The sequence below is a fragment of the Acinetobacter venetianus RAG-1 = CIP 110063 genome, assembly GCF_000368585.1.
Taxonomy (GTDB): Bacteria; Pseudomonadota; Gammaproteobacteria; order Pseudomonadales; family Moraxellaceae; genus Acinetobacter; species Acinetobacter venetianus.
The window spans coordinates 688,517-702,811 of record NZ_KB849558.1 but is presented as its reverse complement, the minus strand read 5'-3'; the positions used below and the strand labels follow the sequence as shown (position 1 = coordinate 702,811).

The 14,295-nt window shown below is 40.2% G+C and carries 11 protein-coding genes; 1 reads left to right on the top strand and 10 read right to left on the bottom strand.

Going from position 1 to position 14,295, the window contains the following annotated elements:
* Window positions 1-80: 80 nt before the first annotated feature.
* From F959_RS08900 to F959_RS08870, 7 genes are all read right to left on the bottom strand, one after another.
* Window positions 81-1,310, bottom strand: a complete 1,230-nt coding sequence (locus F959_RS08900) for a molybdopterin molybdotransferase MoeA (protein ID WP_004879301.1) — start codon at window positions 1,308-1,310, stop codon at window positions 81-83.
* Entirely contained in the window at window positions 1,310-2,233 is a 924-nt protein-coding gene (moaCB, locus tag F959_RS08895; protein WP_004879299.1) for a bifunctional molybdenum cofactor biosynthesis protein MoaC/MoaB, read from the bottom strand. The genes F959_RS08900 and moaCB overlap by 1 nt, the downstream gene beginning before the upstream one ends.
* Window positions 2,234-2,249: 16 nt before the next feature.
* The gene (locus tag F959_RS08890; RefSeq protein WP_004879297.1) at window positions 2,250-2,780 is read right to left on the bottom strand and encodes a molybdenum cofactor biosynthesis protein MoaE; all 531 of its coding nucleotides are present in this window, start codon (window positions 2,778-2,780) and stop codon (window positions 2,250-2,252) included.
* Window positions 2,781-2,783: 3 nt separating this feature from the next.
* Entirely contained in the window at window positions 2,784-3,035 is a 252-nt protein-coding gene (locus F959_RS08885; protein WP_004879296.1) for a MoaD/ThiS family protein, read from the bottom strand.
* Window positions 3,036-3,060: 25 nt separating this feature from the next.
* Window positions 3,061-4,080: a GTP 3',8-cyclase MoaA gene (gene moaA, locus F959_RS08880; protein WP_373278692.1), complete on the bottom strand. Its 1,020-nt coding sequence runs from the start codon at window positions 4,078-4,080 to the stop codon at window positions 3,061-3,063.
* A 269-nt stretch (window positions 4,081-4,349) separates the two neighbouring features.
* Window positions 4,350-6,626 (bottom strand): molybdopterin-dependent oxidoreductase, encoded by a 2,277-nt coding sequence (locus F959_RS08875; protein WP_004879294.1) that lies wholly within the window; start codon window positions 6,624-6,626, stop codon window positions 4,350-4,352.
* Between the two features lie 18 nt (window positions 6,627-6,644).
* Complete coding sequence (locus tag F959_RS08870; protein WP_004879293.1) at window positions 6,645-7,520, bottom strand: MaoC/PaaZ C-terminal domain-containing protein; 876 nt, start codon at window positions 7,518-7,520, stop codon at window positions 6,645-6,647.
* A gap of 324 nt (window positions 7,521-7,844) precedes the next feature.
* Between F959_RS08870 and F959_RS08865 the strand changes: the two genes are divergently transcribed.
* Complete coding sequence (locus F959_RS08865; protein WP_004879292.1) at window positions 7,845-9,176, top strand: D-serine ammonia-lyase; 1,332 nt, start codon at window positions 7,845-7,847, stop codon at window positions 9,174-9,176.
* A gap of 6 nt (window positions 9,177-9,182) precedes the next feature.
* Here the strand turns inward: F959_RS08865 and mobA are convergent, their stop codons facing one another.
* The 3 genes from mobA to nirD all read right to left on the bottom strand — a co-directional run bounded on the left by mobA (window position 9,183) and on the right by nirD (window position 14,291).
* Entirely contained in the window at window positions 9,183-9,809 is a 627-nt protein-coding gene (mobA, locus tag F959_RS08860; protein WP_004879291.1) for a molybdenum cofactor guanylyltransferase, read from the bottom strand.
* Entirely contained in the window at window positions 9,806-12,586 is a 2,781-nt protein-coding gene (locus tag F959_RS08855; RefSeq protein ID WP_004879290.1) for a nitrate reductase, read from the bottom strand. The genes mobA and F959_RS08855 overlap by 4 nt, the downstream gene beginning before the upstream one ends.
* A gap of 85 nt (window positions 12,587-12,671) precedes the next feature.
* Window positions 12,672-14,291, bottom strand: coding sequence for a nitrite reductase small subunit NirD (gene nirD / locus F959_RS08850; protein ID WP_004879289.1), 1,620 nt, complete (start codon window positions 14,289-14,291; stop codon window positions 12,672-12,674).
* Between the last annotated feature and the right edge of the window lie 4 nt (window positions 14,292-14,295).

The window sequence follows — 14,295 nt, the reverse complement described above, 5'->3', positions numbered from 1 at the left end:
ACCTTTGCTATCAGATGCAATATTGGTACTTGGCTAAAAATACCAAAAATGTATCGATTCGATAACTTGATGGAAATCAATCAGCTGATAATAAACAATCCAGATAATTCGCGACCTGCCTCTAGCATTTCATTTGCTGGAATTCGCACTAAACAGTTTGCCTGCATCAAATTACTTAACATATGAGATTGCTGCTTCGTTAAACTTTTCAACTTTAACTGGCCGTGTTCAAAATAAGCATGCATTCTTAAAAATCGTTCACGCGCATCCGACTTAAGATCATGGGTTAAAATCCCATTAAACCATTGGATGTCTTGTCGTTGATTTTGCAACGCATCAAGTAAAACTTTGCCATAAACCTGCATTGAAACGTAAACCGCAGCAGGATTCCCCGGTAAACCTAATAAATAGCAGTGGTGTAGATTGTGCTTATATTCAGCAAAAAATAGTGGTTTCCCCGGCTTCTGCTTAACTTTCCAAAAAATTTGCTCGAACCCTGTTTCAAACGCACATGGCCGAACAAAGTCGTAATCACCGACAGAGACACCACCTGTGGTAATAATCACATCGAATTGCTGTTTTAAACGTTCAAAACACTGAGTCACCAATGAGGCTTCATCAGCAATATGTAAGATTTCAACCTCTAGTCCATAGTCTTTAAACCATGCTTTTAAAAGTGGACCATTGGCATCAAAGACTTTACCTGCTTTGAGATCATCTGGTGTTTCAGCGACTTCATCACCCGTGATCACCACAGCCACTTTAGGGATTTTAAATACATTGAGTTGTTGAACACCTGCCATGCTTAAAGCAGCTAATCCACCAATATTGATTTTCTGGTCAACTTCAGCAAGTGTTTGTCCAAGCTGAACTTCTTCACCAGTAAAACGAATATCTGCTTGTGGCTTGATGTGTTCAACTAAACGAATTTTTTGATCCGACTCAATCGCAACAATCTCTTGTCGTGCAACATGCGTCGTCCCCTCTGGCACTTTACCACCCGTAAAAATACGAATCGCCTGCCCATCTAAAAGTCGATGTTCAGCATCACTCCCTGCTTTAATTTCGCCAATCACATGAAATACACTGTCTTGAAGCTGCTCAGCAGTCGTATGTAATGCATAACCATCTACAGCACTTTGTGAAAAACTTGGCAAATCAACAGGTGAGAAAACATCTTGAGCTAAGTAGCGATTGAGACATTCTCCTAAAGGTAATGTCTCTGTCATTAATGTTTGAGGTGTTGACCGCATTAAGGTAAGTGCTTCATCAATACTTATGAGACCTTTCTCAGCACCACATCCCGACATTATTCATATCCTCCTGGATGCGGTAGATCACGACAAACATCAAAGATATGTACCAAGGCAGGCAAAATCGCAGCCATTGATTCACTTGCACCACCACGACTTCCCGGCAAGGTCACAACTAATGAACGATCAATAAATCCTGCAACTCCACGCGACATGGCAGCATAAGGGGTACGTTTTTGTCCAAATGCACGCGCTGCTTCCATCAAACCATCCAATTTACGTTCGAGTAATGGTTCTAATGTGTCCACAGTAATATCGCGCTTACCGATCCCTGTGCCACCAACAGTCATAACGCAAGCATAGGATTTTGTTAACTGTAAAACTAAATCTTTTAATTGGTCAGATTCATCAGGCAAAATTTGATAATGAATCGGATCAAAACCCGCCTCAGTCAAGGTTTCAACCACAGATTTTCCAGCGGTATCTGGTTTACGCCCCGCTGCGACCGTATCAGATAACACAATGACTGCCGCAGAAACAGGCTGACGTAGCATTCGTTTAAAATGTGATTTTCCGCCTTTTTTCTTGAGTAGTTTACATTGATCTAAACACAACTCATCAGGTTCACAATGTGGTTTTAGCATATCGTAAATGGTTAAACCAGCAAGACTCGCCGCTGTCAGTGCTTCCATCTCAACGCCAGTCGGCCCAATCGTTTCAACAGTGGCTAAAATCAGCACATGATCATCTTGCAACGTATAATCAATATCCGCACGATAAATCGGTAATGGATGACAAAGCGGTATCAGCTCATCTGTTCTCTTTGCCGCCAAAATACCTGCAATACGTGCTGTTTTAAGAGCATCACCTTTTTCGGTATTTCCATCGCGAAGTAACTGAATACAATGTGATGGTGCATATAAAATTGCTTGTGCTTCTGCAACACGATAACTTTCGGGTTTCATCCCTACATTTTTCATTTTTACTTCCTAAGACTTAATCGTGTGTATGTGCACAATGTTCATGGTGATGATGTGCATGTTTTGCACTTTTTTCTTCTTTAGCTAACGAAGAACTTGTTTGCTCGGTTGCATCTTTCCGAATACAGCAGCCTTCAACATATTGGCTCGTTCCATCCATGAAAAATTCTTCTTTCCAAATCGGAACTTCATGCTTGACACGTTCAACGGCCTCTTCACAGGCTTGAAACGCTTCACGGCGATGTGCGGCATATGCAATTGCAATAATCGCTGTTTCACTTACATCCAAATAACCAATACGATGAATCACGCGAACATAAGAGACTTCTGAATATTTAGCTTTTACGTCTTGTTCGATTTCACGAATCATTTTTTCAGCAACAGGCGTATAAGAGGTATATTTCAATGCCTTAACGGCTTTACCTTCATGGTGATTGCGTACTGTGCCAATAAAAACATCGACACCACCACATTCAGGAAAATCTTGAATCGGATCAAAACTATCCAAGCTTAAAGCCTGATCTTGAACTCTGGCGAACTCACGCATTTTTCATCCTCCAGCTACGGGTGATAATAAAACAAGGGTACATGATGTCGGCAAGGAAACTTGTCTTGTCACAATATCTTCGCCAATTGCACATGCACATTTTTCCATGGCAAGTGCTGCATCAGGATATAATCCAACGATATGTGTTAAAACATCTTGAACCTGTTGATCTGCTGCAAACTCAAATGCAAGTGCCTTTGGTAACAAGCGCTCAATCGCGCCAAAAGCTTCAATTTTGATTTCAATGGTTTGCATATTTTCCTTAGACCACCTTTTTTAACTAACCACCCAGCATGTGCATACTGATTTTACGTACATGTTGATTCTGTATTGCATGATAACCTTTTGCCTTATGCCAAATATAAGGCTTAATCTGCTGATCAAGTTGTTGAAACATTTTTTCTTTGATCGCTCGTTGTAGATAAGGTTTGATATTTAAACCTTGTTGAGCAAATAGACAGTTATATAATTCACCTTGAGCCGTTAATCGAATCCGATCGCAGTCGCCACAAAATGAATGGGTAATCGTTGAGATAATACCTATCGTATATTGATCATCTAAACGGTATTGACGCGCTGGCTCATGCTGTTGTTGCAAAACATGAATGTCATAATGAGGTTGTAACTGCGCCAAAATATCTGCTTCACTCACCACAGCTTGATCAGTCCAATGCTGATCACCATCTAAAGGCATAAATTCAATAAAACGCAGTGGAATGTTCTGTTGTTTCGCCCAATTCACCATTGGCAAAATCTGATCTTCATTTTGTCCTTTGATCAGCACACAATTAATTTTAAATGGCAGCCCCACACGTTGCGCGGCTTGGATACCACTCAACACAGGTGCTAAATCTTTTTTCGTAAGTTGTTTAAATTGATCAGCATCCAGACTATCCAAACTAATGTTTAAATCATCCAAACCTGCTTGTTTCAATTGTTCTGCATATTTAGCCAGATAATGACCATTGGTCGTGATCGAGATTCGCTTTAAGCCAATTGCTCTTAGGCTTTGTAAATCACGAATAAAATGAACCACACCTTTACGCATCAAAGGTTCACCACCTGTAATACGGATATTTTCAATGCCTTGCTTAACCATATATTGGCAAAAGACCAACAAAGCCTCAAAACTCAATAAATCTTGTTTTTTCATCCATTCTGGATGCTCAGGCATACAATAAACGCATTTGAAATTGCATCGATCAGTTACAGAAATCCGTAACTTACGCTTAATACGACCATACTGATCTTGCAAGATCGGTAACATCGTTTCAGGGCTCTCATGCTTCATCATATGCACTCATTTTGGGAACACTTTTCTTCGTCTAAGCACAAGTAGCGTGCATTCTTGTTCTTTGCCCAAACGTAGAAGTTTTAATATAGCAATAATTATTCCAGTATTAAAAGCCAGTTAAGTGCTCAGTAGTTTATTCGTTCAAATAGACAACTCTTTCAATCTACTCATGAAAATACACAATGTCTTGCGTATTTTTGTTGTATTGACATCGCACCACTTTAGACCACAGAAATGAAATTTAGGAATAATGTGGTGCAAAATAGTCAACTCACTTAAGCATCTACCCGTTCTAATCGAACAGGTACATATTTATGATATGGCGTCTTCGACAATGGATCACAATGTTCTGTGGAGGTTAACCGATTCAGTTGTGGCCCAATTGGTTCACCATCACGGTAACGAATTCCATAACCATGAGGCAATGACACCACACCTTGACGCATTCCTTCATCTAACTCAACAACGACTTGAATGTTTCCATGTTCAGATACGCATTGCAATGTGTGACCTGTTTCCACACCAAAATCAGCAGCATCATGAGGATTCATTCTCAAACGTCCTTCCGCATCCACTTTGCGCCAAGCAGGGTCACGATAAATTTGATTGGCATTATAACTACGGCGTTCGCCTGCCAATAAAATAAATGGGAAACTATCACTCAATTTTGCAGCTTGCTGTTTTAACTGAGCCAGCTCAATCAACATCTCAGGAATAGCCAAACGGATTTTTTTATCTTTATAGGCAATCAAACTCCAAACGTCATCGTATTCATGTTGAGATAACACAATCCCTGAACGTTGTTTTAAAATTGCTTGAAATAGTTTCACACCTAGATTCAAACGATTACCTAGATATCCTGCTTGTTTCACCGCCTTATAGTGCTGAGCAGCGTATTGCATACATAAAGGTAATAACAAAGCAGTTGATGCAGCATCGTCAGGCAATGTTTTACCTAAGGTTCGATAAACAATTGAAGCGGCAAAAGGAATCTGTTTCTTATTTTTTGCAAAGCTTGCCGCCAATACAGTGAAATAAGCAAGAAAAGCTGTTTTGTCCGAATCTTTTTCAGCAATTTTGCTTAAAATTGGAAATTGTTTAGGAATGACCTTCATTGCTTCCAGTAAGCGTGTATAAATCTCTGCTTCAGGTAAGGTATTCCCTTGTGGTTTGAATAAGGGATGACGTAAATGGAAACCATTTTTAGGAAATTCTAAGTTAAATCCCGTGAACTCCCATTTCTCAAACTGGCTATGCGCAGGCAAAATATAATGCGCTAAACGTGCTGTTTCAGTCATTGCGACATCCACAACCACCAACAAATCTAAAGACTGAAACGCCTGCTCATATGCTGCCGTATCCGCATAAGTGAGTAATGGGTTGCAACTATCGACAAACACCGCACGAACACGCTGATCACCCGCTTTTAAAATTTCATCTGGCAAAATGTTCGGTGGAAAAAATCCAGAGATTGGGAACATTTTATGATAAACCGTACGGCGATATTTAGGATTTCGCTCATCGGTATTGGTGAGAATTGGGACAAACATGGTATGTAAATTATTAGTGCCTTGTTTGCCAAAATTCCCAGTCAATAAATACAAAAGCTTTTCTAAATAGCCATTTAAAGTCGTATTTAAGGTGTGTTGAATCCCTAAATCAATCCGCACACAGCCACTTTTGGCTTTGGCAAAATCACGCACGATTTGATAAATCAGTTCCACGGAAACATCTGCTTTTTGAATATATTGTTCGACTGGAACTGCAAGAAAAGCTTTCTTTACTTCTTCAAAGCCATGCGTATGTTGTTGAATAAATGCTTGATCATATAACTCTTCACGCAACATGATCGCAATCATGGCAGACATTAAATAAGAATCTGTTCCAGGCTTTAATTGAACGTGAATATCTGCCTGTTTTGCAGTTTCGGTGACACGCGGATCAAACACCACCATGGTACGATTTGGATCTTTCTTAATATGTTTTAGCGTATCTCGTGCATTAGGAATGCCATGTGCTTGAAACGGATTCGTCCCAATAAAGAGCACATAATCTGCATACTCGACATCTTCAGTGGTATGACATGCCTGACTACCAAACAAACGACCATTGACCCAAAAATCACCTGTTTTCTCTTGCGCCAAAGAGTTATACGCATAAAAACTTTTCATGGCATATAGCAATTGACGACCATAAGCAGCACCCAAATGATTGCCCTGACCACCGCCACCCACCGATGTAAATGCAGTTCCACCATAGGTATTTCGTATATGGACAAGCTGATCAGCAATTTCTTGAATCGCTTGTTCCCATGTAACCTCTGTGAATGAACCATCTGCCTGTCGTTTTAATGGTGAGGTTAAGCGATCAGCATGTTGTTGATAATGCTGTAATCTCGCGGCTTTCTGACAAATATAACCTTGGGAAAAATGATGTTGCTCATCCCCCTTAATTTTTTTGAATTGATTATTTTCAATTTCGACACTTAAACCACAATTACGTGAGCATAGAATACATGCCGTCACATCTTGTCTTACAGCTGAGTTTGTCATTTTTATTTCCCCAATTTTTTATTGAAATTGTCCCATTAAACAAATCTGACCTTCAGAACCAACAACTCGAACAAAGTATTGATCTTGCTCCGTACTGATCTCAACTCTATTATGCCTAGACGGCAATTTCACAGGTTTTAAAAATCGGATATCGATTTGTTTTGTAGACTCAGGCAGAAACTCAAAACTACGAGCAAACACGCCAAAACCATGCAAAACTTTCTGATCAAAACTCGATAGTTTTGCAAGTGATCCAACCCAGTGTATTGGATTGAAATCACCCGTTAATAGCGCAAATTTAAAGCCATCATCAGCTGTTGCTGACCATTGCCCTAAAGTTTGCCAATTTTTTTGATCTACCTTTTCAGTACGTTTCATCTTTTTGAAATTTGGCAAAATAAATGCCATATGCAATACGGCTTCAATCAACTCTGGTTCGATGACTGTCCCTGTTTTGATCTGCACCGAAACTCTAGCGAGACCATTGCGTTCGTCAACCTGGGAAATTTTGGCTTGAACCATGAGCTTTTCATTTCGAGGAAGCTCACCATGTATCGTCAAACTTACCCCTTGATTGATCACTTGGCTCAATGGATAACTGGTTTGCAATAATAATCGTGTCGCAAACGATAATCCCCATTGTGAAACCATATGCGCGGGGATTGAGTTGTTATATTTATTAGGTGCTGCACCACTCCATTGAATATAGTGCTCAATCAATTTAGTACTTGGTGGATCAATAATTTCCGTAATCGGAGCTAAAGCTTGCCAATTCACTGTGGCTACTTTCTTTTTAGCAATACTTCGCAACCCGATCTTGCCCAATCCTACTAACGTTGCTTGATGTTCAAACAGAAATTGCAGAGGTATCTGCTGATAACGTAAGGCGACCATTTGGCGCTCCTGTTGATTTTATTTTTCTAGCATTCTTATTTTGATCAATCTTAATATAGACATGAACAGAAAATAAGAAGCACAATGTTAGACATGTTAGTTCCAAAATAGAACTTATAAATTTAAAGGTCAATAGCTCTTATCAGAAATTCATAAAAACAATTTATCAATCAAAAATGCACTTCATAAAAAATAAGCACTTTTAAAACGTGAAAAATCACTATTCTTGGTTTAATCTCAAGGATATTGAAAAAAGGCTTTGAAAGAAGAAAACTCCTTCAAGCTTACATCACTATTGGTTAAATAAATTTCAAGAGAAAATGAATGGATTCAAAGCAAATTCAAGACCTTATTAATCAGCATCCTATCGTCAAAGATTTGATTGAACTCAAAGAAACTGTTTGGTTTAATCCTGAATTCACAACACTGGCTGAAGGCTTACCATTTGTTGGTCTAGCCAAAAAAGATATTGATGATGCACGAGATCGTTTAGCACGCTTTGCACCCTACTTGATGGCTGTATTCCCAGAAACGAGTACGACAAATGGCATTATCGAATCAGAACTGACTGCCATTCCAAATATGCAAAAATATCTAAAACAGCATTTTAATCAAAACATTCAAGGTACTTTATGGCTAAAAAAAGATAGCCATTTACCCATCTCAGGATCAATCAAAGCACGTGGTGGCATTTATGAAGTGCTTTATCACGCAGAACAGCTTGCACTAAAAGCAAATCTACTCAATCTGAATGATGATTATTCAAAACTGAATAGTGATGAGTTTAGAACATTCTTTAGTCAATACAGCATCGCTGTTGGTTCTACTGGTAATCTTGGGCTGTCCATCGGAATTATGAGTGCAAAATTGGGCTTCGATGTCACCGTTCATATGTCTGCTGATGCACGCCAATGGAAAAAAGACAAACTACGCTCACATGGTGTCACTGTTGTGGAATACCAGCAGGACTATGGCATAGCTGTACAAGAAGGTCGAAAAGCGGCGTTAAAAAATCCAAATTGCTTTTTTATCGATGATGAAAATTCAAAAACATTGTTTTTAGGTTATGCCGTTGCTGGTGAGCGTTTAAAACAACAATTGACTCAACAAGGAGTCATTGTTGATCAAGCACACCCTCTATTTGTTTACTTACCTTGTGGCGTTGGTGGTGGGCCTGGTGGCGTTGCTTTTGGTTTGAAAATGGCTTTTGGTGATGATGTTCATTGTATTTTTGCAGAACCCACTCATTCACCGTGTATGTTGCTTGGCGTAGCAACAGGTCTACATGATGAAATTTCAGTTCAAGATATCGGCATTGACAACATCACAGCTGCCGATGGTTTAGCTGTAGGTCGTGCATCAGGTTTTGTTGGACGAGCAATGCAACGGTTATTGGATGGTTTTTACACCTTAGATGACCAAACCATGTATAACCTGCTCGGGATACTCAATCAATCTGAAAGTTTAAAGCTGGAACCCTCGGCTTTGGCTGGAATGCTAGGCCCAGTTCTGGTTCATTCACATTCAGACTATATCGATTTACATCAGTTTACTGAGCAACAACTTCAGCTTGCAAATCATATTGTTTGGGGTACTGGCGGTGGTATGGTACCAGCAGAGGAAATGCAAAACTACCTCAGCAAAGCTTCTGCATGATCTCAATTAAGGGCTGAATATCTGTTTAAATGCTTTCATTTGACGATATTGTTGCAACTCATCCAAAGAATTAATACTGTGGCAAAACAAGCTTTGTTTTTGGAATGCCACAGTTTGCGCATGCAACAGCTTGAAACAATCACGCAAACTGAGTTTATTCACTGCAATTTGTTGTTCTAAAACAGCAAGACTTTCCCTTTTTAAGAGACAGAATGGATAAAGTGCATCACCATTCACAGAAACGTAAACTGCCGCTGCTTGCGGGTTTTTCTCTAACATCCGATGCAATTTAGTCAAAACTTGATTCGGAATATAAGTGACATCACATGGTATAAACAGCGCGTGATCCGCTTGTACATGTGACCAAGCACTTTTCATTCCCATTAACGGGCCAAAGAAACCATTTTGATCATCAGAAAAACACTGAATATCAGGTTCTATGCTTTTATAAATCGAATTGTCTCTATGACTATTCACCCAAATATGTTGGACTTCTGGTTTGAACCTTTGACAAATTTTGGAGAGCTGAATCTGATCATCAAACTGCTGCAATAGTTTGTTCATCCCATTCATACGACGTGCTTGCCCTCCCGCCAAGATCACCAGATCTGTAGCGGGAAAATCGGTATTCATGCCTCAGCCTCCACTTGACAGGTTTTAATCAAACCACGAATTTCGGGTAAACATGAACCACAATTTCCTCCTGCTTTTAGACATGCAGTCACTTGTTTCTCATGTGTCATATTTTGCGTTTTAATTGCTTCAATAATTTTGTTTTTTCCAACTTTGAAACAACTACACACCAATGGACCATCATTATTAGTTGCGGACATTGGCATACCTGCGAGTAAAGCTTTACGATGTAAAGCACTCAAACGTTCACGTTTAAATAAACTAGCGACCCAATCGCGATCAGGCAACATATCGGATGGTGCAATATAGAGGCTTGCGATCAAAATACCATCTTTCAGAATAACACTGTGACTCATCTGAGCAGAAATATCCTCAATACTCAACCATTCATAGGTTTCATCAATAAAAGGTAAAAAACTTTTCAGGTTTTTCTGCGTTTCATCAAAGTGATGACGATCAGCAATTTCATAACGTAAAGCTTTAGCAATCTTTATCTTAGTCCACCAAGCACAGCTATTCAGTGAAGCTCTAATATGATGCTCAAAACCATCACGAACATAGAGTACACCTTGCCAAGTCGTATGGAACGGTTGAATCGCAACAGGTGTGTGTTTGAATTCAGGTTCACCCGAAATGGCATCGACCACTGGATTGACCACTTTACCAACTCTAGCATCAGAAGCGACTTGCTCAGTCCAATGAATCGGTGCAAAAATTTGACCACGGCGCACACCTTGCGCCAACGTCACCCGTAGCACGCAACTGCCCCATTCTGAACGCACTTCGACGAGCGCTTTGTCACGTATACCAAATTTCAAAGCATCATTTGGATGGATTTCACAAAATGGTTCTGCACGATGTGTGGTTAAGTTTGCTGATAATCCTGTACGGGTCATGGTATGCCACTGATCACGAATACGACCTGTATTGAGAATAAGCGGATAATCTTCCGAAATCGAATGAACAGGATCAATCGCAACTGTTGGAATCAATTTCGCCTTGCTATTTTTATGACTAAAACGACCTTGATCAAAAAGTTGCTCAACAGCAATACTTTGTCCTTTTTCCCATACAGGCCACTGTGTCGGTTGCAATTGGTCGTAGGCTTCAACTGATAATTCAGTTAGACCTTTTAAATTAAAATAGCGAAAATTTTCAACTTGATCACGCTGATCAAGGCTTGCATTTTGAAACGCCGACAAAGCTGCATGTTCATTAAAAATGTCACATGCATGATTAAAGTCAAAGCCTGTAAATCCCAGTTTTTTCGCAACTGCAGAAACTGCCCACCAATCCGCTTTGGCTTGTTTCGGTGAATCTAAAAAGGCACGTTGACGTGAAATACGGCGTTCAGAATTGGTCACTGTGCCATCTTTCTCCCCCCAACCAAGTGCTGGTAACAACACGTCGGCATACGCTGTGGTATCAGTTTCAGCACAGATATCTGAAACAACCACAAACTCGCATTGGTCTAAGGCACGTTTCACTTGATCTGCATCTGGCAAACTCACCACAGGATTGGTTGCCATAATCCAAATGGCTTTAATTTTGCCACTTTCAACTGCCTTGAATAAATCGACCGCTTTCAATCCTGCTTGTGTGGCAATGGTGGGACTTTGCCAAAAATCTTGCACAAGGTTTTGATGCGATGGGTTTTCCAAATCCATATGTGCCGCAAGCATATTGGCTAAGCCACCAACCTCACGTCCACCCATGGCATTCGGTTGGCCTGTCATTGAGAATGGCGCTGCGCCTAACTTACCAATTTTTCCCGTGAGTAAATGGCAATTAATAATGCTGTTTGCTTTATTGACCCCTTGAGAAGATTGATTCACGCCCATCGAAAATAGCGTGACTACTTTTTCTGTTTCAGCAAACTTCTCAAAAAACAGTTGTAATTTTTCAGCTGAAATCCCTGTACGTTTTACAATACTGTCGAAATCTTGTTCGGTTGCGCTTGCGTCTAATAGTGCTTCTAAACCTTCTGTATAGGATTCAACAAAATGATGATCAACATGATCGTTCTGATACAAGTGCTGCAACAAACCATTAAATAAAACAACGTCTTGCCCAGGTAAAATTGGCAAATGTAAATCAGCTTGCTCACAAGTACTGGTAAAACGTGGGTCGACAACCACAATAAATAAATCTGGATTTTTATTTTTAGCCTGCATGATGCGTTGGTACAACACAGGGTGACACCATGCTGTATTAGAGCCAACTAAGACCACCATGTCGGCATATTCAAAATCTTCATAGCTGGCTGGAACGATATCTTCGCCAAAAGCACGCTTATGCGCTGCAACTGCAGAAGACATACATAAGCGTGAATTGGTATCAATATTGGCAGTGCCTAAATATCCTTTAACAAACTTATTTACCACATAATAATCTTCAGTGAGCAACTGCCCAGAGACATAGAAGGCAACGCTATCACGACCATATTGATCAATACATGCCTGAAATTGTGTCGCAATTTTTTCCACCGCAGCATCCCAAGTGGTTGCTTCACGGTGATTTTTACGTCCAAACATTGGACTCAATACACGTGTTTCTAAACCTAAAGTATCAGCTAAACGACTACCTTTAATGCAAAGTCGACCAAAATTAGATGGATGTTCGGCATCACCAGACACTTGAACCGTTGTGCCATGTGCTTTATGTTGCACCTCAACATTGACACCACATCCCACGCCACAATAGGGACAAGTCGTTTTTGTAATGATTTTTTCTACATGATCGGAGCGACTGTGTTCTAAATTTTGAATACTGTTCATGACTGCCCCTCTACCTATTTTCATCTCTGACTGCGTTTCATATTCGATTTCAGCTTAGGGGATGACTCCCCTAAACCAAAGATGACTAACCTGCTTTTTTCATTGCAAAATCTTTACCAAACAACAATTTATTTCTAAAACCTGAAATCGGTGTTTGATCGGCAATCAGATCGGCATACCACATACCATCTTCTGTATCACCAAACAGCACCGCACCGATCACATGATCTTTCTGAATGATAATTCGTTTGTAAATTTGACGTTTTTCATCGTTCAAAATGATGTCTTCATAATCTTCTTTCGGCTCAAAATTTCCTGCCGAGAACACATCCACACCACTGACTTTTAACTGTGTCGGTACGGTTGGAGACTTGAACGTCAAGCTGCCATGCTCTGCAAGATGTGTTGCGCAGATAAATGCTTGTCCCCACAACGGTTCAACCAAACCAAAAGTTTGATTACGGTGTTCAATACACTCACCTACCGCGTAGATACTTGGGTCAAAAGTTTGCATGGTGTCATTAACTAAAATACCACGGTTACAGCGTAAGCCTGCACTTTGTGCTAATGCGATATTTGGACGAATACCCACCGCAAACACCACTAAATCAGCGTCTAGTACTGTACCGTCTTTCAAACGAACTTGGCTGACATGACCATCTTTACCGATCAAAGCTTCAGTATTCGCTTCAGTCATGATTTTAATGCCTTTTTGCTCAATGCTATGACGTAACATGCCACTCGCACGGCTATCAAGCTGACGTTCCATAATGCGATCCATCAGATGCAATACAGTCACGTTCATACCACGTTGTACCAAACCATACGCTGCTTCGAGACCAAGTAAACCTCCACCAATCACCACTGCATTTTTCTTGCTTTGGCTATACTCGATCATGGTATTGACATCGTAAATATCACGGAAGCTAATCACACCTTTTAAATCCACGCCTTGGACTGGAGGAATAAATGGTGATGAACCTGTTGCAATAATCAAGCGATCATAATCAACACTTTCACCTTTCTCTGTATGTACAATCTTACGGGTACGGTCAATTTTCACCGCAGGATCATCCGCAATAAATTTGATTCCTTTATCGCTATACCATGCATGTGGATGCAACATAATGTCATCAATGGTTTTTTCACCTGAAAGCACTGGTGACAACATGATACGGTTGTAATTACCCCATGGTTCCTCACCAATCACGGTCACTTCATAACGATCAGGTGCCATATCTAACAAGTCTTCAAGACAGCGCATACCTGCTAAACCATTGCCAATCAACACCAATTTTAATTTATCTTGTGATGTTCCATTATTGGTGATGTAAGTCTTTTGTGGTATCGGGTTGACCCACACACGACCATTTTCAATTTTAGTCGGGAACACTAAAAGTTTTTGATCTTTATCTTCCAAACAACGCCCAGTTGCTAGACTGAAATGCTGTTTATAAATTGGTGATGCAATCACGCGCTCGCCCTGTAGATCACCAATAATACCGCGAGCCATGACATTCGCTTGGCTAAATGGATCTTTATTACTCAATGCGTAGATACGGTTTTCATTTCCAACACGGAATAAAGCAACGGATTGCCCTTCAATCAAAGCACCTACACCTGTATTCGGTGTAATATCGCTCAGATGGCATACATCTACCCATTGATCATTTGGAAGCATATTCATATCTTTTAAATTGGTCATTTTG

Excerpts from the sequence above, each read along its gene's own strand:
- F959_RS08900 (WP_004879301.1), bottom strand. The coding sequence starts at position 1,310 with ATGTCGGGATGTGGTGCTGAGAAAGGTCTCATAAGTATTGATGAAGCA.
- moaCB (WP_004879299.1), bottom strand. The coding sequence starts at position 2,233 with ATGAAAAATGTAGGGATGAAACCCGAAAGTTATCGTGTTGCAGAAGCA.
- F959_RS08890 (WP_004879297.1), bottom strand. The coding sequence starts at position 2,780 with ATGCGTGAGTTCGCCAGAGTTCAAGATCAGGCTTTAAGCTTGGATAGT.
- F959_RS08885 (WP_004879296.1), bottom strand. The coding sequence starts at position 3,035 with ATGCAAACCATTGAAATCAAAATTGAAGCTTTTGGCGCGATTGAGCGC.
- F959_RS08875 (WP_004879294.1), bottom strand. The coding sequence starts at position 6,626 with ATGACAAACTCAGCTGTAAGACAAGATGTGACGGCATGTATTCTATGC.
- F959_RS08870 (WP_004879293.1), bottom strand. The coding sequence starts at position 7,520 with ATGGTCGCCTTACGTTATCAGCAGATACCTCTGCAATTTCTGTTTGAA.
- F959_RS08865 (WP_004879292.1), top strand. The coding sequence starts at position 7,845 with ATGGATTCAAAGCAAATTCAAGACCTTATTAATCAGCATCCTATCGTC.
- mobA (WP_004879291.1), bottom strand. The coding sequence starts at position 9,809 with ATGAATACCGATTTTCCCGCTACAGATCTGGTGATCTTGGCGGGAGGG.
- F959_RS08855 (WP_004879290.1), bottom strand. The coding sequence starts at position 12,586 with ATGAACAGTATTCAAAATTTAGAACACAGTCGCTCCGATCATGTAGAA.
- nirD (WP_004879289.1), bottom strand. The coding sequence starts at position 14,291 with ATGACCAATTTAAAAGATATGAATATGCTTCCAAATGATCAATGGGTA.